This is a genomic window from Mycobacterium sp. 852002-51613_SCH5001154 (assembly GCF_001667425.1).
GTDB lineage: Bacteria > Actinomycetota > Actinomycetes > Mycobacteriales > Mycobacteriaceae > Mycobacterium.
The window spans coordinates 14,635-37,338 of the sequence record NZ_LZII01000054.1 but is presented as its reverse complement, the minus strand read 5'-3'; the positions used below and the strand labels follow the sequence as shown (position 1 = coordinate 37,338).

Annotated in this window: 20 protein-coding genes; 17 read left to right on the top strand and 3 right to left on the bottom strand. The window is 66.1% G+C overall.

Annotation, left to right across the window (positions count from 1 at the left end; translation table 11 throughout):
* The first annotated feature begins 51 nt into the window (after positions 1-51).
* From A5750_RS14255 to A5750_RS14220, 8 genes are read left to right on the top strand one after another with little or no spacing between them, the layout of a single operon-like run.
* The gene (locus A5750_RS14255; RefSeq protein WP_067263604.1) at positions 52-915 is read left to right on the top strand and encodes an alpha/beta fold hydrolase; all 864 of its coding nucleotides are present in this window, start codon (positions 52-54) and stop codon (positions 913-915) included.
* Entirely contained in the window at positions 915-2,636 is a 1,722-nt protein-coding gene (locus A5750_RS14250; RefSeq protein WP_067263601.1) for a bifunctional 3-(3-hydroxy-phenyl)propionate/3-hydroxycinnamic acid hydroxylase, read from the top strand. Before A5750_RS14255 ends, A5750_RS14250 begins: the two co-directional genes overlap by 1 nt.
* A complete protein-coding gene (locus A5750_RS14245) occupies positions 2,584-3,501 on the top strand; it encodes a 3-carboxyethylcatechol 2,3-dioxygenase (protein WP_067263600.1) in 918 nt (305 codons plus the stop codon). The genes A5750_RS14250 and A5750_RS14245 overlap by 53 nt, the downstream gene beginning before the upstream one ends.
* Positions 3,498-5,237: an FAD-binding protein gene (locus A5750_RS14240; RefSeq protein WP_067263598.1), complete on the top strand. Its 1,740-nt coding sequence runs from the start codon at positions 3,498-3,500 to the stop codon at positions 5,235-5,237. Before A5750_RS14245 ends, A5750_RS14240 begins: the two co-directional genes overlap by 4 nt.
* Positions 5,238-5,239: 2 nt before the next feature.
* Entirely contained in the window at positions 5,240-6,544 is a 1,305-nt protein-coding gene (locus tag A5750_RS14235; protein WP_066958000.1) for an LLM class flavin-dependent oxidoreductase, read from the top strand.
* Positions 6,545-6,564: 20 nt separating this feature from the next.
* On the top strand, positions 6,565-7,392 hold the full coding sequence (locus A5750_RS14230) for a coniferyl-alcohol dehydrogenase (protein WP_067263596.1): 828 nt from the start codon (positions 6,565-6,567) through the stop codon (positions 7,390-7,392).
* Positions 7,380-8,369: a cyclase family protein gene (locus tag A5750_RS14225; RefSeq protein WP_067263594.1), complete on the top strand. Its 990-nt coding sequence runs from the start codon at positions 7,380-7,382 to the stop codon at positions 8,367-8,369. The genes A5750_RS14230 and A5750_RS14225 overlap by 13 nt, the downstream gene beginning before the upstream one ends.
* On the top strand, positions 8,369-9,190 hold the full coding sequence (locus A5750_RS14220; protein ID WP_067263592.1) for an alpha/beta fold hydrolase: 822 nt from the start codon (positions 8,369-8,371) through the stop codon (positions 9,188-9,190). The genes A5750_RS14225 and A5750_RS14220 overlap by 1 nt, the downstream gene beginning before the upstream one ends.
* Positions 9,191-9,192: 2 nt before the next feature.
* On the opposite strand, the gene A5750_RS14215 is transcribed toward A5750_RS14220, so the two are convergent.
* Both A5750_RS14215 and A5750_RS14210 read right to left on the bottom strand, forming a co-directional pair.
* Positions 9,193-10,833: a multicopper oxidase family protein gene (locus tag A5750_RS14215; protein ID WP_067263590.1), complete on the bottom strand. Its 1,641-nt coding sequence runs from the start codon at positions 10,831-10,833 to the stop codon at positions 9,193-9,195.
* 158 nt (positions 10,834-10,991) lie between these two features.
* The gene (locus A5750_RS14210; RefSeq protein ID WP_067263588.1) at positions 10,992-11,759 is read right to left on the bottom strand and encodes an SDR family oxidoreductase; all 768 of its coding nucleotides are present in this window, start codon (positions 11,757-11,759) and stop codon (positions 10,992-10,994) included.
* A gap of 148 nt (positions 11,760-11,907) precedes the next feature.
* On the opposite strand from A5750_RS14210, the gene A5750_RS14205 reads away from it, so the two are divergent.
* The gene (locus A5750_RS14205; protein ID WP_067263585.1) at positions 11,908-12,726 is read left to right on the top strand and encodes an SDR family NAD(P)-dependent oxidoreductase; all 819 of its coding nucleotides are present in this window, start codon (positions 11,908-11,910) and stop codon (positions 12,724-12,726) included.
* A gap of 8 nt (positions 12,727-12,734) precedes the next feature.
* Here A5750_RS14205 and A5750_RS14200 read toward each other — a convergent pair whose 3' ends face one another.
* Entirely contained in the window at positions 12,735-13,379 is a 645-nt protein-coding gene (locus A5750_RS14200; RefSeq protein WP_067263582.1) for a PAS domain-containing protein, read from the bottom strand.
* A 207-nt stretch (positions 13,380-13,586) separates the two neighbouring features.
* On the opposite strand from A5750_RS14200, the gene A5750_RS14195 reads away from it, so the two are divergent.
* The 8 genes from A5750_RS14195 to A5750_RS14160 all read left to right on the top strand — a co-directional run bounded on the left by A5750_RS14195 (position 13,587) and on the right by A5750_RS14160 (position 22,701).
* On the top strand, positions 13,587-14,252 hold the full coding sequence (locus A5750_RS14195; RefSeq protein WP_067263579.1) for a TetR family transcriptional regulator: 666 nt from the start codon (positions 13,587-13,589) through the stop codon (positions 14,250-14,252).
* 11 nt (positions 14,253-14,263) lie between these two features.
* Positions 14,264-14,458 carry a ferredoxin gene (locus tag A5750_RS14190; RefSeq protein ID WP_066958072.1) on the top strand — a complete coding sequence of 65 codons (195 nt, stop codon included), beginning with the start codon at positions 14,264-14,266 and terminating at the stop codon, positions 14,456-14,458.
* 1 nt (position 14,459) lies between these two features.
* Positions 14,460-15,707 carry a cytochrome P450 gene (locus A5750_RS14185; RefSeq protein ID WP_067263576.1) on the top strand — a complete coding sequence of 416 codons (1,248 nt, stop codon included), beginning with the start codon at positions 14,460-14,462 and terminating at the stop codon, positions 15,705-15,707.
* A gap of 159 nt (positions 15,708-15,866) precedes the next feature.
* Positions 15,867-16,928 (top strand): amidohydrolase family protein, encoded by a 1,062-nt coding sequence (locus A5750_RS14180; RefSeq protein ID WP_197505428.1) that lies wholly within the window; start codon positions 15,867-15,869, stop codon positions 16,926-16,928.
* An 11-nt stretch (positions 16,929-16,939) separates the two neighbouring features.
* On the top strand, positions 16,940-18,190 hold the full coding sequence (locus A5750_RS14175; protein WP_066958015.1) for a Xaa-Pro peptidase family protein: 1,251 nt from the start codon (positions 16,940-16,942) through the stop codon (positions 18,188-18,190).
* Complete coding sequence (locus A5750_RS14170) at positions 18,180-19,298, top strand: Xaa-Pro peptidase family protein (protein ID WP_067263573.1); 1,119 nt, start codon at positions 18,180-18,182, stop codon at positions 19,296-19,298. The genes A5750_RS14175 and A5750_RS14170 overlap by 11 nt, the downstream gene beginning before the upstream one ends.
* Positions 19,299-19,300: 2 nt before the next feature.
* Positions 19,301-20,284 carry an enoyl-CoA hydratase/isomerase family protein gene (locus tag A5750_RS14165; RefSeq protein ID WP_067263572.1) on the top strand — a complete coding sequence of 328 codons (984 nt, stop codon included), beginning with the start codon at positions 19,301-19,303 and terminating at the stop codon, positions 20,282-20,284.
* Positions 20,284-22,701: a CaiB/BaiF CoA-transferase family protein gene (locus tag A5750_RS14160; protein WP_067263569.1), complete on the top strand. Its 2,418-nt coding sequence runs from the start codon at positions 20,284-20,286 to the stop codon at positions 22,699-22,701. The genes A5750_RS14165 and A5750_RS14160 overlap by 1 nt, the downstream gene beginning before the upstream one ends.
* Positions 22,702-22,704: the final 3 nt, after the last annotated feature.

Genomic DNA, 22,704 nt, shown 5'->3' with positions numbered 1-22,704 from the left:
TCGTCAAGAACGAGAATACGATTTCCACGATCTGAAGGCCAGAGAGGAACCGTGGCGGAGTTCGAAAGCATCTGGAGCGATCTCCAGGGCGTCGCGTTTGAGCAGGGCTACCTCGACGCCGGGGGTGTGCGGACCCGCTACCTGCGGGCCGGCGACCCCGGCAAGCCGGTGCTGATGCTGTTGCACGGATCCGGTGGCCACGCCGAGGCCTACGTCCGCAACCTGGGGGCGCACGCCGAGCACTTCTGGACCTGGTCGATAGACATGCTGGGCCACGGCTACACCAGCAAACCGGGCCACCCGCTGGAGGTCCACCACTATGTGGAGCACCTGATGGCCGTCCTGCGCACCATCGGCGTCAATCGCGCCAGCATCAGCGGTGAATCGCTGGGCGGTTGGGTGGCCACCCGCGCCGCCATCGACCATCCCGACGTGGTCGACCGCCTCGTCCTCAATACCGCCGGCGGCTCCCAAGCCGACCCGGTGGTGATGAAGCGCATCATCACGCTATCCATGGCGGCCGCGGAAGACCCGACGTGGGAAACGGTGCAAGCGCGGATCAAGTGGTTGATGGCCGACAAGTCCAAGGGCTACGACGACCTCGTCGCCAGCCGCCAACGCGTCTATCGCCAACCGGGATTCGTCGACGCCATGCGCGACATCATGGCCCTGCAGGACCCCGAGATTCGGGCGCGCAACATCATCGGCCCGGACGAATACGGTGCGATCACCGCGCCGACGCTGGTGTTGTGGACCAGCGACGACCCCACCGCGGACGTGACCGAGGGCCGCCGCATCGCGTCGATGATTCCCAACGCCCGCTTCGAGGTGATGCCCGGCTGCGGGCACTGGCCGCAGTACGAGGACCCCAAGACTTTCAATCGGCTGCATCTCGACTTCCTGTTGGGGCGGTGATGGTCGACGCGGGGCGCCAGCCGGCAGGAATCGAGACCGACGTCGTCGTGGTCGGCGCCGGCCCGGTCGGCCTGACTTTGGCCAATATCCTTGGGCTGCGGGGCATCCGGACCGTGGTGGTCGACGAACGCGACACGCTGATCGACTATCCGCGCGGGGTGGGGCTCGACGACGAGGCGCTGCGGACCTTCCAGTCGATCGGGCTGGCCGATCGCATCGTGCCGCATACGGTGCCCAACCAGATCCTGCGGTTCGTCGACGCGAGGCGGCGGGTGCTCGCCGAAATGGCGCCGCCCGATGCGCGGTTCGGGTGGCCGAAGCGCAACGGTTTCGTGCAACCGCTCGTCGACGCCGAATTGCTGGCCGGGCTGGAACGATTCGGGCACGTCGAGGTGCGGTGGGGACGACCGATGGTGGCGTGTCAGGACGACGCCGACGGGGTGACCGTCGAACTCGGGGGCGAGCGCGACCATGAAACGTCCAGCCTCCGAGCGCGTTACGTGGTGGGATGCGACGGCGGTCGCAGTATGACCCGCCGCATGATGGGCGTATCTTTCGACGGGACAACTTCGTCGACCCGCTGGCTGGTGGTCGACATCGCCAACGACCCGCTCGGTCACCCCAACAGCGAGGTCGGCGCCGACCCGGAACGGCCCTATGCCTCGATCTCGATCGCGCACGGAATTCGCCGCTTCGAGTTCATGATTCACGCCGACGAGACCGACGAGCAGGCTGAGGATCCGGCGTTCCTGACGCGGATGCTGGCCCGGATGGTGCCGCACCCGGACCGCGTCGACGTGATCCGGCGCCGGGTCTACACCCATCACTCGCGGATCGCCGGCGCGTTCCGCAAGGGCCGGCTGTTGCTGGCCGGGGACGCCGCGCACCTGATGCCCGTCTGGCAGGGCCAGGGTTACAACAGCGGCATCCGCGACGCGGCCAATCTGGGTTGGAAGCTCGCCGCGGTCGTGAGCGGGCGTGCCGGCGAGCACTTGCTGGACACCTATGACATGGAGCGCCGCAAGCACGCGCGGGCCATGATCGACCTTTCCACCATGGTGGGGCGAGTGATTTCGCCCACCAACCGCCGGGTGGCCGGCGCGCGAAACCTTTTGGTGCGGTCGGCGTCAATTGTGCCGTCGCTCAAGCGGTATGTCCTGGAGATGCGGTTCAAGCCGATGCCGCGCTACGAACAGGGGGCCGTCGTTCACGAACCCGGCACCGGCCGGGCGGATTCAGCGGTGGGCACGCTGTTCATCCAGCCCCGGGTCGACACCCGGGATCGGCAGAACGTGCTGCTGGACGACGTGCTCGGCGACTGGTTCGCGGTGCTCTGCTGGAACAACAACCCCCGGTACATTCTCGGTGACGCCGCCTTCGCGAACTGGAAAGCCCTGGGCGCCCGATTCATTGCGTTGCGGCCACTGACCCAACTGCACTGGACCGGCCACGACGATCCCGACGTCGTCGTCGTGGGCGACCGCGACGGTGCGGTCAAATCCTGGTTCGACACCCACGAGGAATCGGTGTTGTTCCTGCGTCCCGATCGGTGCATCGCCGGTGCGTGCATCGCGCAGCGCGCCCCCGACCTGAGCGCCGCGCTCATCGATGCACTCACACTCACGCCGCGAGGGGGTGATCCGCAAAGTGGCACTGGCTCTGTGCTGTATGTCGCACAGCCCGCTCCTGAATCTTCCGGGGCCGTCGCAGGACCTGCTTGACGACATCGAAGGCGCGATCGCCGGCGCGCGACAATTCGTCGCCGACTACGACCCCGAACTGGTCGTCACCTTCTCCCCGGACCACTACAACGGGTTCTTCTACAAGATGATGCCGCCCTTCTGTATCGGCACGGGCGCCAACGGAGTTGGTGATTACGGCACCCATGCGGGCCCGCTCGACGTTCCGGAAAGGCTGGCCACCGAGTGCGCGAAAGCCGTCCTCGACGCGGGGGTCGACGTCGCGGTTTCGGCCTGCATGGACGTGGATCATGGAACCGTTCAGCCCCTCGAGAAGTTGTTTGGCGAGGCCACCTCACGCCCGGTGATACCGATCTTCATCAACGCGATCGGCGTCCCACTGGGGCCATTGCATCGTTGCCGGGCGCTCGGTGCGGCCGTCGGCACCTATCTGACCACACTCGACAAGCGGGTCCTGGTGCTGGGATCCGGTGGGCTTTCCCACAGCCCGCCGGTACCGACATTGGCGACCGCACCGCCGCCGGTACTGGAGCGCATCGTGCACGGCCGGCCGATGACGCCCGAGCAGCGCCAGGCCCGGCAGGCGGCCGTGATCGATGCGGCCAAGCGCTTCGCCGCAGGCGAGGACGAGCTGCAGGCACTGAACCCGGTGTGGGACCAGCGATTCCTCGAGATCATCGACGGCGGCTGGCTCGCCGAACTCGACCAGTGGTCGAACTCGTTCGTCGCGCACGAGGGTGGGGGCTCCGCCCAGGAAATCAGAACCTGGATCGCCGCATTCTCGGCGCTGGCGAGCGCCGGGCCGTACGAAACCGTGGGGCGCTACTACAAGCCGGCCGCCGAACTGATCGCCGGGTTCGCCATCAGAACGGCAGTGCTGAAATGACGGGCGGGGAGGACGGGTTCGACCACGTCGTCGACGTACTCGTCGTCGGGTCGGGCGGCGGCGGCATGACCGCCGCCCTGACCGCCCAAGCCGCGGGCCTGGACGCGCTGGTCGTGGAGAAGTCGTCGTTCTTCGGCGGATCCACCGCGCTGTCCGGGGGCGGCATCTGGGTGCCGGGCGCGCCCGCGCAGCGCAGGGAGGGCTACGTGCCCTCACCCGAGGGCGTCGTCGAATACCTGCAACGGATCACCGAAGGATTCGTCAGCGAGGCCCGGATACGGCAGTACGTCGAATCCGCGCCGAAAATGCTCGAATTCCTCGAACGGCTCTCCGGGTGGTGTGAATTCGTCTGGAAACCCGGTTACGCCGACTACTACCCGGAACTGCCCGGCGGATCCGAACTCGGCAGCACGATCAACGTGCCGCCCATCGACCTGCGGAAACTGGGGCCCGACGAGCACAAGCTTCTGCAGCCCTTGGCGCTGGCCCCCAAGGGAATCTGGCTGGGGCCCAAAGAACTTCGGACCTTCTACCGCATCCGGCAATCGTGGGCCGGCAAAGGCGTGCTCCTCAAGCTGATTTCGCGGATGGTTCGGGCGCGGCTGTTCGGCGAACGGATGGCGGCGATCGGACAGTCATTGGCCGCGCGCCTGCGGCTGACCATGCGTGAACGCGGCATCCCGCTGTGGCTGGACTCGCCGATGACCGAGTTGCTCACCGACGCGGACGGGACCGTTACCGGCGTGTCATTGGAAAGGGGTGGTGAAACGCAGCGGATCGGGGCGCACCTCGGGGTCATCCTGGCGTCCGGTGGCTTCGACCACGACCTCGCGTGGCGCAAGGAACTACTACCCGTAGTGGATCAGGACTGGAGCTTCGGCAACCCCGCCGCCATGGGCGACGGCATCCGGGCGGCGCAAAAGGTCGGCGCCGCAACCGAGTTGCTCGACGAGGCGTGGTGGTTCCCCGCCATCCAATGGCCGGACGGTCGCATGCAATTCATGCTCAACGAACGCATGATGCCTGCGCAGTTCATCGTCAACGGCAACGGCACGCGCTTCATCAACGAGGCCGCGCCCTACATGGACTTCGGTCACGCCATGATCGACGGCCACAAATCCGGAGTTACCCACATCCCCTGTTGGCTGCTCACCGACCACAGGTCGTGGAATCGCTATGTCATCGGCGGCCATCTGCCGATACCGAAAATCCCGGGCGCGCCGGTCCCCACCGGCCGCAAGGTCCCTTCGGCTTGGCTGGAATCGGGCGTGGTCAAGGCGGCGATGACGTGGGAGGAGATGGCGGACAGGATCGGCGTTCCCGCGCAGAATCTGTCCGAAACCGCCAGGCGCTTCAATGAACTCGCCCGCAAGGGCCACGACGACGACTTCAACCGCGGCGACAGCGTCTACGACAACTACTACGGTGATCCGACCCTGCCCAACCCGAACCTGTACCCGCTGGGCGATCCGCCGTACTACGCATTCCGGATCGTCCTGGGCGACCTCGGGACATCCGGCGGCCTGCGTACCGACGAATACGCGCGGGTGCTGCGGGACGACGACACCGTGGTGCCGGGGCTGTACGCGGTGGGCAACACGTCCGCGCCGGTGATGGGACGCAGCTATGCCGGCGCGGGGGCGACGATCGGCCCCGCGATGACCTTCGGCTTCGTCGCGGCGAATCACCTTGCCGCACAAGCCGCCAACCGAACCCTTAATTCTCATAGGAGGTAGCAATGAAAATATCGCTGTTCTACGAGTTCGCCCTACCGCGGCCCTGGGCGCCCGACGACGAGCACGTCATGATGCAAGACTGCCTCGACGAGGTCGAGGCCGCCGACAAGGCAGGATTCTCCACCGTCTGGCTGACCGAGCACCACTTCCTCGAGGAGTACTGCCACTCGACGGCACCGGAAATCTTCCTGGCCGCGGCCAGTCAGCGGACCAAGAACATCCGGTTGGGGTTTGGCATCATGCATCTGCCACCCGTGGTCAATCACCCGGCCCGGGTCGCCGAACGCATCGCCACCCTCGACCTGCTCTCCAACGGCCGCGTGGAATTCGGCACCGGGGAGTCGTCCTCCGTCGGTGAGCTCGGTGGATTCAACATCGATCCGGCCGACAAACGGGCCCAGTGGGAGGAGGCGCTCGAGGTCTCGATCCGCTGCATGATCGAGGAACCCTTCGCGGGCTTCAACGGTGAGCACGTCCAGATGCCGGCACGCAACGTCGTCCCCAAGCCGCTGCAAAAGCCGCACCCGCCGGTCTGGGTCGCCTGCACGCGCCCGGCGAGCGTGCAGATGGCTGCCCAAAAGGCCATTGGTGCATTGAGTTTCGCCTACACCGGACCCGGACCGCTGACCGAACGGGTGAACGGTTACTACAAGGAGTTCGAAGAGAACGGCGTGCCCGTTACACCGCGGATCAATCCGAACATTCTGGCCATCGGCGGCGACCTGTCGATGATGGTCGCCAAGTCCGACGAGCAGGCGCTGCAACGGCTCGGTCAGGGCGGCGGCTTCTTCTCGTTCGGCATCATGCACTACTACATGACGGGCGTACACACTCCCGGGCGGACCGGGGTTTGGCAGCGGTATCTCGAAGAGGTCGAGAAGGATCCGACGCTGGCTTACGGCCCCGGCCGGGGCGCGATCGGTTCTCCGGCCACGGTGCGGGAGTTCCTGCGCGGTTACGAGGAAAGCGGCGTGGACGAGATCATCCTGCTGCTCAACCCGCGAAGCCACGAGGGCACCATGGAATCCATCGAGCTGATGGGCTCCGAAGTGCTGCCCGAGTTCATCGAGCGCGACGCGAAAGCAACGGCCGAAAAGGCCAAGCGGTTGGAGCCCGTCATCGAGAAGGTCGAGGCGCGGCGGCCGGCATCGACCGCGCCGCACTTCGACGAGCACTATTCGTTCGGTGGCCTGCCGACCGGCCGGGGCGGTAAGTTCACCGCCAGCGAGATCCCCGAAGCCATGGCGGAGATCAATGAGGGCCGCGTCCAGGCGGCCCAGCGGTTGAAAGAACAGCAAGGCAAGTGACACCGAAAGCCGGTTGAGTCTTGGGACGAATCGACGAGCTGTGGCGCTATGACGGCTGCCGGGCGCTGGTGACCGGCTGCGCCTCGGGCATCGGCGAACATGTGGTGCGCCAGCTCACGGAGTTGGGGGCCGAAGTCGTCGGTCTGGACAAGCGGCCGCCCGCCTTCGAAATCAACGACTTTCACGAGGTCGACCTCGCTGAGCAAGGATCGATCGATGCCGCGGTCGCCGCCGTCGACGGGCGCGTCGACGCGCTCTTCAACGTCGCCGGTGTCTCGTCGGGCATCGGCAATCCGCCACTGGTCGTCACCATCAACTTCCTTGGGCTGCGGCACATCACCGAGGCGCTGATTCCGAGGATGCCGGCGGGGTCTTCCATCGTGAGCGTCTCGTCACTCGCGGCGGCGGCATACCGCGACCATCTCCGGTCGGTGGCGCCGCTACTGAACACCGCGACCATGCGGGAAGGCATCGACTGGTGCCACGCCCACCCCGACGCGCTCGCCGGCCGCGGCTATCAGTTCTCCAAGGAAGCGATCATCCTCTACACGATGCGAAGCGCCACGGTCCTCGGCGGGCGGGGAATCCGCATCAACTGCACCGGTCCCGGGGTCACCGAAACCCCGATCCTCGACCAGCTTCGCGGCGCGTACGGGCAGGCCTTCCTCGACGACATCCCCAAACCCCTGGGGCGGGTGTCCGGGCCCGCCGAACAAGCCTCGGCCCTGCTCTTCCTGAATAGCAATGCCGCCAGCTATATTTCGGGCCAGGTGTTGTGGGTCGACGGCGGGAACGTGGGTGCCGCCATCGCCAGAGAACTGGAGGAGGGAGCGCCGTGGCCAGCGTGACCGACTTCCGCCGGGCCGCTCGCGAAGTCTCCAACTGGGGGCGGTGGGGCGCTGACGACGAGCTGGGCACGCTGAACTTCATCACCGCGGACAAGGTTGCCCAGGCCGCCGGCCTGGTCCGGCACGGCAAGGTGTTCCCGCTCGGAGTGGATTTCGGTTCGTCAGGCCCGCAGGGCGCCTTCGGTTTCCGGCACAATCCGATACACGTCATGACGGTGGACGGCGGCGATGTCAACTCACTCCCGCAGTACGGACCGGGTTGGGGGCGGAATCCGACGGCGGCGCAGATGGGCCCGTACTTCGTCGACAACCTGTTCCGCTTCAACGACGACATGATCATCATGCCGCTTCAGGCCGCCACCCAGTGGGACGCGCTGTCGCACGTGTACTACGAAGACAAGCTCTACAACGGTTTCTCGGCGAGTTCGGTCACCAGCCTGGGGGCCTTTCACCTTGGAATCGAGAAGGTCGACGGCAAGGGCATCACCTCGCGTGGCGTGCTGCTGGACCTGGTCCGCCACCGGGGCGCCGAGGTGTTCCTCGAACACGGAAACCCGATCAGCCCCGAGGAACTGGACGACGTCGTTCGCGCGCAGCGTGTAACGATCGAACGCGGCGACATCGTGCTCATCCGAACCGGTTGGTGGACAAGGTTTCTCATGACCGGCGACAAGACCGAGCCGTACTCGGGATTGGACTGGCGGTGCGCCTCGTGGCTACACGATCACGAGGTCGCCGCCGTGGCCTCCGACAACCTGCAGGTCGAAGACCCGGTGTCCGGTGTCGACGGAGTGTTTCTGCCCTTCCACCTGCTGACGCTGCGCGACATGGGAATGATGCTCGGCGAGTACTGGGACCTTTCCGCGCTGGCGGCCGACTGCGCCGAGGACGGGGTCTACGAGTTCCAGCTCGTCGCGCCGCCCCTGAGATTCGTTGGGGCCGTCGGCTCACCGGTGAATCCGATAGCGATCAAGTGATGCAGATCCAGCGCAGAACCACGACGGTCGACGGGCTGGCCACCAGCTATCTGGAAGCGGGCGACGGCGACCCGGTGGTGCTGCTGCACGGCGGTGAGTTCGGTGCCGGCGCCGAACTCGGCTGGGAACGCAACATCGCCGCCCTCGCCGCGCGATACCGAGTGCTGGCGCCGGACCAGCTAGGCTTCGGAGAGTCGGCAAAGGTCATCGACTTCGTTGACGGACGCGGGATGCGGATCCGGCACGTGGCGCGGTTCTGCGAGCTGCTCGGCATCGCCTCGGCGCACTTCGTGGGCAACTCGATGGGCGCCATCAACTTGCTGACCGACGCCACCTCGGACGCACCCCTGCTGCCCGTCCGCACCCTGACGATCATCTGCGGGGGCGGCGAAATTCAACAGAATCAGCACTTCGAGGCGCTACAGCAATACGACGCAACGTTGCCCGGCATGCGGCGCATCGTCGAGGCCCTGTTCCACGACCCGGGCTATCCCGCCGACGACGATTACGTGCGGCGCCGCTTTGAGTCGAGCACCGCGCCGGGGGCGTGGGAGGCCGTCGCCGCGGCCCGGTTTCGTCGCCCGGGGGCCACGCCGTCCGGCACACCCTCGAGCGCTCGAGCCTACGAGCGCATCACCGCGCCGACGCTGGTCGTCGAGGGTGGACACGACAAGCTCCTTCCGGCCGGCTGGGCCGCGCAGATCGCCAAGGAGATCGACGGCGCCCGTTCGGTCGTGGTCGACAAGGCCGGCCACTGCCCGCAGATCGAGCAGCCAACGACGGTGAACCAGCTGCTGCTCGACTTCTTCGCCGCCGCCTAGGTCTAGAAGACGTACTCCAGGCGGGTCTGCATGCCGGCCTCTTGGTGATAGGTGTTGTGGCAGTGCAACATCCACACGCCGGGATTGTCGGCCACCAGCACGGCGAGCAACTTCTGCTTGGGCAGCACCATGAGGGTGTCCTTGCGCGCGCCGGGGCTGCCGTCGGGCTTGATCAGTTGGAACGTGTGGCCGTGCAGGTGCATCGGGTGATACATCATCGTGGCGTTGTCGAACGTGAGGGTGGGCCGTTCCCCCTCTCGGATGTGCAACGGCTCCGTGGCGCTGTAGGGCTTTCCGTTGATCGTCCAGTTGTATTGGGTCATGTTGCCGCCCAGCACGACCGGTAGGTCGAGTCCGGACTGGGGCCGGCCCAGATTGACGGGCGTTGTCGCCGTGAACATTTCCACCGTGCCCACCCGCCGGTTGAGTTCGGGCGGTTGAAACCCCGGATCGGGTGGGCTGCCCGCTCCGGTCGACAACAGCGCCCGCCCCACGGCATTCTTTCCTTCGGCGAGTGCGACCAGCGGAAAAACGCCGTCGGCCGCCGTCACGATGACGTCGTAGCGCTCCGCCATGCCGATGAGCAGGGCGTCGACTTGGGCCGGCACCACCGGGTAGCCGTCGGTATGGGTGACGGTCATCGAATGACCGCCCAGCGCCACACGGAACGTGGTGTCGGAACCGGTGTTGATGAAACGGATCCGGATACGCTGGCCGGGCTTCGCGCTGAAGGTCATGGGAGCGGCGGGAACTCGGCCGTTGACCAGATAGTAGGGGTAAGCGATGTCTCCGGCGTCGCCCCCGAGCAGATCACTTCTACCGACGCTCCCGGCTGCCGGGGTGGTCGGACTGGTCGACGTGGTGGGGCTGGTCGACGTCGTCGAGGTTTCGCTGGTGGACGAGGTCGTCGAGGTCTCACTGGCTGTCGTTGTTGTCGTGGTGGTCGGCGGCGTTGTCGACGTGGTCTCGGGGGCGCTTGAGGGGGCGGGCTTGTTCGGGTTGGTCAGCTCGGTGTAGAGCTGCTGAGGTGACTTTCCGACACCATCGGTCCAATCATCAAGGACCACAATCCATTCGGCGTCGTAGTTACCCTCGGTGGGGTCGTCTACGATTACCGGTAGGTATAGGCCCATGTCGGCGTCCAGACCGGTGTGCGGATGGGCCCAGTAGGTGCCCGAATTCGGGACCGAGAACCGGTAGGTGAAGTCCTGGCCGGCAGGAATGTTCGGGGTGGCGGGGGCGGCACCGTCCATGTCGTTGCGCAGCGCGATGCCGTGCCAGTGCACCGAAGTCGGATGGTCGAGCCGGTTGCTCACCGTCACGACTAGTTCATCGCCGATCCTGGCGCGGATCGGCGAGCCCGGGATCGTGTTTCCGTAGGCCAGGGTGCGGACGACCGGTCCACCCAGGTCGACCTGGACCTGCTGGACGGTCAGGCTGGCGGTGACGGTGCGGCCACTATGCGGCCGGGCGGCCTCGGCCGCGGCGATGGCCGCGGACATCTGGGCGTTGCCCGATAGCGCGGGCTTGGACTGACTGCACGCCGCCAACGCGAATCCGCCCGCGATGCCGGCGGCCATGAATCCGCGTCTGGTGAGGACCGATTTGTCGACGGGGGCGCCGGGTCTGGGTTGCACAGGCATTGATCGCTCCTCGTCGTCATAGATCTCCGGCGTCTTACACCGTGCTCGGCCGCGGGGCTCAGCGCAACCACCTACGTAGTGGATGTCGAGATTGCCGCCAGGGCCGTGCGGTCGATGACGAATCACCGCCCTCACGGCAATTTCGAAGTGCTGTTTTCCTAGCGGGTCTCGCCCGCCGCGCTGGAGGCCATCCAGGCGCTGAATGTGGTGGGGTAGACGACCACGTCTTCGCCGTCGATGGGGACGATGCTGCGGTCGTCGAGCACCGCACCGTAATAGCGGGCGTCATTGTCGGTGATCACCTGGCGGTCATCGCCGGTTGCGGCGAACCGAGTCCGGATGAAGTCGTCCATGCCCTGCTTCTCGGGGCCGGCGATATTGATCACCCCATTGACCGGGTCGCCGCTCGCCGCGCGGGTCACGGCCGTGGCGACATCCGCGGCGGCGATGGGCTGGAACGCCCCGTGCGGTGCGCGAACCGTGTCGCCGTCCGCCATCGAATCGGCAATGCCCTCAACGAATTCGAAGAATTGGGTCGCCCGGACGATCGAATACGGAGATCCCGATTCCACGATCTCCTTTTCCTGGGCAACTTTTGCCCGCATGTAACCACTTTCGGCCGTCCGGTCGGCTCCCACGATCGAGAGTGCGACGTGGTGCTGCGTTCCCGCGGCTCGCTCCGCCTCGAGGAGGTTGCGGGTGGAGGTGGTGAAGAAGTTCAGGACATCGTCGTCGGCCCAGGATGGCGAGTTGGAGACGTCCACCACCGTGTGGACACCGGCGAGAGCCTCGGCGAGGCCTTCGCCGGTGATGGTGTTGACCCCCGAACTCGGCGAGGCGGGGACGGCCTCGTGTCCCAGCTCGTTGAGCTGGGCGACGACCTGCGATCCGATGAGTCCGCTGCCGCCGACGACCAGAACCTTCATGTGCAAACCTCCCGAGTTTCCCGATGCACTGGCCCCTCAGCATGGCGCGTGCGCGGGACGAGGGGAACCCCTAAGGCCGTACCGGCCCGCACGGGCCGCTTAAATCAATTGCTTGACTTAACGCGCTCGCCGCCGATTAACTCATCGGGTGGTCAACGAATTGGATGGCAAGGTTGCCATCGTCACCGGCGGTGCGTCCGGCATCGGTCGCGGAATAGTGGAACGGTTCGTGGCCGAGGGGTCGCGAGTCGTCATCGCCGACATCGAGACCGACCGGGGAGAGGAGCTGGCCGCAGCGTTGGGCGCCGGCGCCGCGTTTCGGCGCACGGACGTCTCCGATCCCGAACAGGTCGGGGCGCTGATCGCCACCGCCGTCGAGAAATTCGGCGGTCTGCACGTCATGGTGAACAACGCCGGCATCTCGAGCCCGCTGCGCCCTCTGCTCGACGACGACCTGACCGATTTCCACCGGGTGATGGGGGTCAACGTCCTGGGAGTGATGGCCGGTACCCGAGATGCCGCCCGGCACATGGCCGAATCCGGGGGCGGATCGATCATCAACCTGACGTCGATCGGCGGCATCCAGGCTGGCGGCGGGGTGATGATCTACCGGGCATCCAAAGCCGCGGTCATCCAGTTCACCAAGTCCGCGGCAATTGAGTTGGCGCGCCACGAAGTTCGGGTCAACGCCATCGCCCCGGGCAGCATCCCTACGCCGATCCTGGCTTCGTCGGCGGTCGACGTGGACCCCGATGAGCTCGCGCGGTTCGAAGCGCGGATTCGCCAGGGAATGCGGGACGACCGGCCACTGAAGCGGGAGGGCACTCCCGAGGACGTCGCCGAGGCGGCGCTGTACTTCGCCACCGATCGGTCCCGCTATGTCACCGGGGCCGTGCTACCGGTAGACGGGGGGACATCCGCCGGGAAGGTGATTCGCCCACGCAACGAGTCGCGCAAGGGTGAGTGAGGGTGACGTCATGGCCCTTCGGCGGGATGTCCGGCGTGGGTTTCGAGCCGTAGCTTGGCCAGTGCCTCCGCGCGCTTAAGGTCTTCCACGCCAGCACTTTCCATGATCACGCTGTGGGAATGCGCCAGCACGCTGAGCACAGCCTCGAGGGGAAGGTCGGGGAACTGGCGCCCCAGCACCTCGGCAGCGCTCCTCAACTCGAGCAGTTTCGGATACGCGCGGTCGGTGGGCGCCGGCGGCACGACGCGGGTGATGTCCTGGGCATGCTGCAGCACGGCAACGGTCTTCTTGCCCTCTTTGATCGGGGAATTCACCGGCGTCCAAACCTTGTAGACGAACTCGCCCGGGTTCCGCCAGTCGGGAATGTCATACCGCTGCACCCCCAGCCAATGCCGGATCCCGCGACGAAGGACCAACTCCAGCGACGCGGAAGCGTTGGCGACTCCGTCCGCTTCCGGATCGCGCGGGTTATCCGGGAAGACGTCGAACAGCTGGTGGCCGAGCAGGCCCTCCCGCGGGTGTCCCGACACGAGCTCGCAGGCCGGGTTCACCGCGCGGATGCGCAAATCCGCATCGGTCAACAGGTAGGGAGCCCACTTCGACTGAAACCACGCCGATTCCTCGATCGCCGAGACCCGGCTGGCTGACAACATCCCTACCCCCGCAATGATTCACCGTTCTGACACCGCCACGTTGCCGCCGCGCAAGAAGCCATCGTCACCCAGCGGAGCGACTAGGGGCGAGGGACCTTTGTCACCCGTTGTCCGCTATGTGGCACCGAAGTGGAGATCGCCGGACTAAACTGGCCCGAATTAAATCAATCGCTTGACTTAATCGCCGGCCCGCGGTTGACTAACCGGGTGACCACCATCGGCCGGACGGTTCGCACGGAGCGGGCCAGCTCCACCCAGGAAGCGATCCTGGTCGCGGCTGAGCGGTTGTACGCCGAGCACGGCATGTTCGCGGTATCGAATCGGCAGGTGAGCGAGGCCGCCGGGCAGGGCAATAACGCCGCCGTGGGCTACCACTTCGGCACCAAGGCCGACCTGGTGCGCGCGATCGAACAGAAGCACCGCTTGCCGGTCGAGCGGCTGCGCGAGCAGATGGTGAGCGAGCTACGCGAATCGGGTGGTTCGACCGAGATGAGGGACTGGGTGGCGTGCCTGGTGCGCCCGCTCACCGATCACCTCGAAGTGCTCGGCAACCCCACCTGGTACGCGCGTTTCGCGGCGCAGGCGATGACCGATCCCGCGTACTACAACATCATCGTCAAGGGCGCCCTTAGCTCACCGTCGCTGGTTCAGGTCGTCGAGGGCATCAACCGCTGTCTGCCCAACCTGCCGGCCGAAGTGCATTTCGAACGAAACATCATGGCCCGCAACCTGTTGATGCACACTTGCGCCGATCGGGAACGAGCGCTTGCCGGGGGTGCCTCGCCCCCCCAGCGATCCTGGCGGGCCGCCGCATCCGGTCTCATCGACGCGATCGTCGGCCTGTGGCTGGCGCCCGTGACGCCGTACGAGTGAAGGGTCTGCAGATGAAAGTGACTGTCGACCAAGACGTCTGCGCTTCGTCGGGAAACTGCGTGATGAACGCCCCCGAGGTGTTCGACCAGCGCGACGACGACGGTGTCGTCGTTCTGCTCAACCCCAATCCATCATCCGAACAGGCCGAGGGCGCACGGCGAGCCGCCGCGGCGTGCCCCGCGCTGGCCATTCACATCGAGGAATGACATGTCAGAGACGCTGACGAACACTTCTGCGGCCGAGGTGGCCCCCGAAATCCCCGATTATCCGATGCCGAGGCAGGCGGGCTGCCCCTTCGCCCCGCCGCCGGGCGTCATGGCGCTGGCCGACGCGCGACCGCTGTCCCGAGTCCGGATCTGGGACGGCAGCACACCGTGGCTCGTCACCGGCTACGAGCAAGTGCGGGAGCTGTTCTCGGATTCGCGGGTCAGTGTCGACGACCGGCTGCCCGGGTTTCCGCACTGGAATGCGGGCATGTTGTCCACCGTGCACAAGCGTCCGCGATCGGTTTTCACCGCCGACGGGGAAGAGCACACCCGATTTCGGCGCATGTTGTCGAAACCGTTCACGTTCAAGCGGGTTGAAGGGTTGCGTCCGACCATTCAGCAGATCACCGACGACCACATCGACGCGATGCTGGCCGGACCCTGCCCCGCCGACCTGGTCACCGCGTTGGCGCTGCCCGTCCCGTCCCTGGTGATCAGCCAGCTGCTCGGCGTTCCGTACGAAGACGCCGACATGTTCCAGCACCACGCCAACGTCGGCCTCGCGCGTTATGCGACGGGCGAAGACACCGTCAAGGGCGCCATGAGCCTGCACAAGTACCTTGCGCAGCTGGTCGAGGCCAAGTTGGAGAACCCGGCTGAGGACGCGGTTTCCGACCTTGCCGAGCGGGTGAAAGCCGGTGAGCTCAGCGTGAAAGAGGCCGCCCAGCTGGGCACCGGTCTGCTGATCGCCGGGCACGAGACCACCTCGAACATGATCGGACTCGGGGTGCTAGCGCTGCTGGTGAACCCGGACCAGCTGGCAGTCATCCGCGATGCCGAGGATCCCAAGGTCGTCGCCAGCGCGGTCGAGGAATTGTTGCGCTACCTCAGCATCATTCAGAACGGCCAGCGCCGCGTCGCGCTCGAGGACATCCATATCGCCGGGGAGACGATCCGTGCCGGCGAAGGCATCATCATCGACTTGGCCCCGGCCAACTGGGATCCGCACGCGTTCGCCGAACCCGATCGGCTCTACCTGCACCGCTCGGGGGCCGACCGCAACGTCGCCTTCGGCTATGGCCGGCATCAGTGCGTGGGGCAGCAGCTCGCCCGCGCCGAGCTGCAGATCGTCTACCGCACCCTGTTGCGCCGCGTGCCCACGCTGGAACTCGCCGTCCCGGTCGAGGACGTACCCCTCAAGGACGACCGGCTCGCCTACGGCGTCTACGAACTTCCGGTGACCTGGTAGCCCGCAGGTCACTACTGTGAAAATGCCGATCCGAATGGAGGGTCAATGATGACGACTCACACAAGCACCGTTTCGCTTTACCCACCCGAAGGCTTCGGCGCCCCGAAGGACCGGCGCGGTCACGCCTCTGGCGCGGAAATCGGCCTGCCGGCGGGAACCGTGGTGTTCTCCGCGGACAATCACATCTCTCTGGCGGACGACATCTTCTACCAACGCTTTCCGGACGATCTCAAGGACAAGGCGCCGCGAATCTGGTACGAGGATGGCGCCTACCAGGTCGGCCGCAAGGGACAGTCGTTCCTGCCGGGTGACTTCAGCGCGGTGCTGATGCAGTACGACGACTTGCCCGGGGCGGCGAGCACCAACATCGACGCCCGCATCCAGGAGCTGCACGACGACGGGGTCGACAAGGAGTTGGCCTTCCCCAACGCGATTTTGGCGCTCTTCCACTACCCGGACAAGGATCTGCGTGAGCTCGCGTTCCGGATCTACAACGAGTACATCGCCGAACTCCAGGAGCGCTCCAACGGCCATTTCTACGGCGCCGGGCTGATCAACTGGTGGGACCCGCAGGGCACGCGCAAGACCCTGGAGGAACTGAAGTCGTTGGGCCTCAAGACCTTCCTGATGCCGCTGAATCCCGGCAAGGGTGATGACGGTAACCCGATCGACTACTCCAGCACCTCCATGAGGCCGGTCTGGGACGAGATCGAGGCCGCCGGTCTTCCGATTACGCACCACATCGGGGAAACGCCGCCGAAGAGCCCGACCGAGTTCAACAGCGTCGTCGTCGGAATGATGATCAACATCGATGGCTTCCGGGAGACCTTCTCCAAGTACATCTTTGGCGGCATACTCGACGACCACCCGGGCCTGCGGATCGGTTGGTTCGAGGGCGGCATCGCCTGGGTCCCGTGGGCCCTGCAGGACGCCGAGCACCTGGTGGCCTCATACCAGCACATGTTCAACCGCCCGTTGCAGCATGACGTGCGGTACTACTGGGACAATCACATGAGCGCGTCGTTCATGGTCGACCCGCTCGGTCTGCAGCTGATCGACAAGATCGGTGTGGACAAGGTGATGTGGTCCAGCGACTACCCGCACAACGAAAGCACTTACGGCTATTCGGAGAAGTCACTGGCCGCCGTCGTCGATGCTGTCGGGCCCGCGGATGCGGCGAAAATCGTGAGCGGCAACGTCACCAAGTTCCTGGGCTTGTAGGGGCGGGACCGATGACGACGTTCGCGCACGCGGGTGCGCGCACCAGTAGCCTGCTGATCCCCGAGACGCCCGACCTGGGCCGCATGCGCCGCGAGACCGGGACTCGGCTGCGCTCGGCGATGGCCGAACGCGGCGTCGATGCACTGATACTGCTGGGCAACAGCGCGGTGGTCTATGCCACCGGAACCAGCTGGCCGCTCGGTGATGCAGGCTTGTCCTATGTGGAGCGGCCGGTGGCCGTGGTGCTCGCCGGGGATGAGTGGCCGCATTTGTTCCTGCCCTTCCGCGAGGGCGCCGCGTCGGAGTCGGATCTGCCCGCCGACCATCTGCACGGGCCGGTGTATCTCGAATTCGACGAGGGCGTCGAGGATTTCGCGCGACTGCTGGCCGAGTTGATTCCGGCGCAGGCGGTGATCGCGGTCGATGAGTGCACCGGTGCCATGTCGCGCGCCGCGAAGTCGTTGTTCCGCGGCGGTGCGCCCATCGATGCCGCGGCCATCGTCAGCGCCGCGAAGGCGGTGAAGACGCCGGACGAATTGTCCTGCATGCGCACCGCCATCCGGATCACCGACGAGGCGATGGTCGAGGTCCAGAAGCGGCTCGCGCCAGGTGTTCGCCAGATCGATCTATCCGCAAGCTTTTTGCGGCGCGCCTTCGAGTTGGGTGCCACGGCCAGCATGCTGGAGCCGATCTGGCAGGTGATGCCGCCGAGCAAGGCCGATGGCGTATGGACCACACACGGCGACCTCGCGCTGCCCCTGCTGAGTACCGAGCGCGAACTGGCCGAAGGCGACGTGCTGTGGACCGACGTCAGCATCACCTACCACGGTTACTGTTCGGACTTCGGACGCACGTGGATCGTCGGCCGGGACCCGTCACCCCGCCAGCAGGCGCAGTTCGACAAATGGTTCGCGATCATGTCCGCCGTGCTGGGTGTCGCCAAGGCCGGCGCCACGGCGGCGGATCTGGGCCGGGCCGCCATCAACGCCAACGGCGGTAGCAAGCCATGGCTCCCGCACTTCTACCTGGGCCACGGCATCGGCGTGAACGCGGCCGAAATGCCCATGATCGGAACCGATCTCGGCCAGGAATTCGACGAGAATTTCGTCCTGCAACCCGGCATGGTGCTGGTCTTGGAGCCCGTGGTGTGGGAAGACGGCACCGGCGGTTACCGCAGCGAAGAGGTCCTGGTAATCACCGAGGAGGGCTGGATCCGATTGACCGACTACCCCTATGACCCCTATGGCTCCCATGTCAGTTGAAGTTTGCCCCGACGACCGCGCGCTGCGCACGGGACGCCGCCGGCGTGTGCTGGATCAGATGGCGGCGCACGACCTCGACGTGCTGGTCCTCGGCCGCCAAGCCAACGTCCGCTACGTCACCGGAGCACCACAGTTGTGGGTCGCCGGGACCCGGCCGTTCGGCCCCGCGTGTGTGCTGGTGCGTGAGACGGGGGCGATCCATCTCCTCAGCACCTGGGATGAGGGCATCCCCGACGAGATTCCACATGAGAACCTGTACGGCATCTCGTGGAACCCGACGAACACCATGTCGGCGCTGCGGCGCATCGACGGCGCATCCACCGCCCGGCGTCTTGGAACCGACGCGATATCACCGATTTTCGCACAACTGCTGCCGACGGCGTTTCCCAATGCAGAGCTCGTGGACGGCGAGCTGGCGATGCGGGCCGCCCGGCGTATCAAGACGGCCGAAGAAGTGGTTGCGTTGCGGGAGGCGATCTCGGTCGCCCAATCGGGTTTGGCCGCCGCCGTTTCCGAACTACGGCCCGGGGTAACGGAGCAGGCGCTGGCCGGTGTCCTGCTGGAGGCCGTCGCGGCCGGCGGGGTGAGTACCCCGTCGAACCAGGATGTTGCGTGGGTGACGTCCCCCGATCATCCGTGGCGGCGGGCGACCGGTGACGGCCGGGTCAAGGTCGGCGACCTGGTGGCGTTTTCGGCCGGTGTGCTGGCCGGTGGGTACATCGGCGAGGTTGGGCGCACGTGGCCGGTGGGCGCCGTGCGCGGCGCGGCCACCCTGTATCGACGCTGGGACAGCCTGTGGGGCAGGCTGCTGGCCGCATGCCGCCCGGGCGCCGCCGCGAACGAATTGCTGGGTGCTTACCAGGCCGCCGGGGAGGCGCCGCCGCCGATGCCGGTGGCCCGCGGGCTGGGCATGGGCTTTGATCCGCCCGTGATCTCGACGCACCTGCCGGTGACCGCGACCGGGGAACGGTTGGATCCGGGCATGGTGCTGGCCGTGACGGGCTACGTATGGGAACAGGGAATCGGTGCGGTCTTCGGACGGGAAGCCGTATTGATCACCGCCGAGGGCTCCGAGGTGCTGACCGACAGTCCTGCTTGGCGCGAATAGCCATGGCCGGCAAGCCTAAACCTCCAGCGGAGGAGATCGTCAGGTACGACAAGGACGCCGAGACCCGCATCGCCACCATTACGTTCGATCGGCCGGGCCAACTCAATGCACCCACGATCGCCGCCAGGCTGCGCTACGCCGACCTGTTACACCGCGCCTCGATCGACGACGAGGTCAAGGTGTTGGTGGTCCGCGGAGCCGGCGACGATCTCGGCTCGGGTGCGGACCTGATCGAGGAAATGGCGGCGCAGAACTCCGCCGACCAGCAGCACCGGCTCGCCGAGTATCGGATCGGCGACGACGACGTCAGCTTTCCGCCCGAGGGTTCGTTTCGGCGGGGTGCCACCCTGGGCCAGTGGTACGCCAACCCGAACTCGGGGATAAGGGGCCTGCAGGACTTCAAGAAGATCAGCATCCTCGAGGCTAAGGGCTACTGCTACGGCTGGCATTTCTACCAAGCGGCCGACGCGGACCTGGTGATCTCCAGCGACGACGCGCTCTTTGGGCATCCCTCCTTCCGGTATTACGGCTGGGGTCCGCGAATGTGGTGGTGGGCGCAGACGATGGGGATCCGGAAGTTCCAGGAAATGGTGTTCACCGGACGGGCTTTCACCGCCGCGGAGATGTACGACTGCAACTTCCTCAACAGCGTGGTCCCCAGAGCAGAGCTGGAAGCGGAGGTGGAGAAGTACGCGCTGGCCTGCGCGCGCAATCGCCCAACCGACACGGTGTTCATGCAGAAGGTCTTCTTCGAGATCATGAAACAGTTTCAGGGCGAGTACATGGGCAGCATGCTCAGCGGATTCTTCGAGTCGATGGGCAGTGCGGTCCGACCCGACGGCGACGACTTCATGCTCGGTGATGCCATCGATCGGGGTCTGGGCGGAGCGGTGAAAGACAACGACGACAAGTTCCCCCAGGAATGGCGCCTGAGCAAGAAGGGACGCAAGAGCGGGGGCGCCAAGAATCGAAAGCGGAAGCGGTAGTGACGGAGTCCGCCATCGAGCCACCGCTGGCCGGCTGTACCGTGGTCGAGCTATCCACCGGAATCGCGGGCGCCTACTGCACCAAGTTGCTGGCCGACGGTGGAGCGGACGTCGTCAAAATCGAGCCGCCCGAAGGCGATCCACTGCGTTCCTGGTCCGCCTCTGGCGCCGTCATACCACCCGGCGGCGACGGGGCGTTGTTTGGCTTTCTGGCCGGGTCGAAGCGCAGCGTCGTTGTGGATCCACGGCTCGACGTCGACGTCGAGCTGGTCGACAGGCTGCTGGCAGCCGCGGATGCGGTGGTGTGGTCCGCCGGCTCGAGAGTCGCTGAGCGCCCCGAGTTCGCGCCCGCGGTCATGCACCGCCGCCATCCGCACCTCACCGTCATGTCGATCACGCCATTCGGCCTGGAGGGGCCCTGGAACGACAGGGCGGCCACCGAATTCACGTTGCAGGCGTGGTCGGGCGGGATCATCGGCCTCGGACGTGGCGAGGCGGACCGCGCACCGGTATTCGTGGGAGGGCAAGTCGGTGAGTATCTGGCCGGGGCCTACGCGAGCGCGGCCATGCTCGCTTCGCGACACGGCCGAAGCGGCGATGAACCGGGGGAACTTCTCGACCTGTCCATGCTGGAAACGCAGATCCTTTCTCTCACCTACTATCCCGTCACCTATTTCGAGATGCTCGGGCGGCCCTGGCGGGATGCGCGCCGCGTCACCGTACCGGGTGTGGCGCGCGCCAAGGACGGACTGGTGGACGTCGGATGCGGGACCGCGCAGCAGTGGTTCGACTTGTGCGCGATGGTCGGCCACCCCGAATGGATCGACGAGGACTCATCGCTGACGATCACCGAGCGGGCCAACCTCAATGCCGACGAAATCTACGCGTGGTTCGAAAGCAACACGGTCGACGAGATACGCGAACTCGCAACCGCCTTCCGAATCCCCAACGCCCCGGTTGCCAACGGTGCCAACGTCGCATCGCTCGACCAGTTCCGCGAGCGCGGTTCGTTTGTCGAGAACCCGGGCGGCCGGTTCCAGCAGCCGGGCCATCCCTACCGGATGACGCCCGCGCGGCTTCGCCGGCCGCAACCGGCACCGCAGCTGGGCGAGCACACGGCGCAGTACCGGACCGCAGAATTGATACCCCGGCCCGTGCCCACCGGCGACGGGAATCGGCTGCCTCTGAGTGGGATTCGCGTGCTTGACATGACGACGTTCTGGGCCGGCCCCTGTTGCACCCACTTTCTGGCGATGCTTGGTGCGGAAGTCATCCACGTGGAATCGACCCGCCGTCCGGACGGGACCCGGCTGATCGCGGGCGTGCCCGCCAGCGAGAACCAGTGGTGGGAGAAGTCGCCGATCTTCGCGGCGCTGAACACCAACAAGAAGGGCCTCACGCTGGACTTGCAGAGTCCGCGCGGCCGAGATCTCCTGCGCCGTCTCATCGCGACCTGCGACGTGATAGTGGAGAACTTCACGCCACGCGTGCTCGACCAGATGGGCCTGGATTTCACTGCGGTCCAATCGATTAAGCGCGACGTCGTGATGGTGCGGATGCCCGGCTTCGGACTGGAGGGCCCGTGGCGCGACAACCCGGCATTCGCGTATGTCATCGAGGCCGCGTCCGGATTGACGTGGCTGACCGGATACGCCGACCGCACACCGTACGACCCATACTCGATCGGTGACCCGAACGCGGGCATGCATGCCGTGAATGCGTTGCTGCTGGCGCTGGAGCACCGGCGCCGCAGCGGCGAGGGTGTGTTCGTCGAAGCGGCGATGGTGGACGCCGCGCTCAGCATCGCCGCGGAGCAGGTCATCGAATATTCCGCGTACGGGGCAGTGCTGGAACGCGCGGGCAACCGGGGACCGACGGCGGTGCCGCAAAACCTCTACCGCAGCAACGACATCGACGAGTTCGGCCGGCCCGACAGCTGGGTCGCGGTCGCGGTAAGCACCGACGAACAGTGGAAGGGGTTGTGCGCCGCTATCGGGTCACCCCCATGGGCAAGGGATCCCAAGCTGGCCAGCGCACGGGGTCGGAAAGAGCATGAGGACGCCATCGACGAACCGTTGGCCGCGTGGTGTGCGCGACGCAGCCGCGACGAGATCGTCGCTACTCTCTGGAACGCCGGCGTTCCGGTGGCCAAGGTCATGCAACCGCACCGCCAAACAGAACTGGATCAGCTGGCGTTTCGTGGCTTCTTCGAGGAGGTCGACCACCCGGTCAACGGCCCGGCTAGGCTCAGCACCGTGCCGATGAGGCTGTCCGCAGGGCCGTCGAAGTTCCACACCCAGCACGCGCCGCTGCTGGGGCAGCACAACCATGAATTGCTGGCCGGGCTGGGGTTGGACGGCTCGGAAATCGCTGACTTGGAAGCCGACGGCGTTATCGGTTGCGCACCGGTGATGTGACCG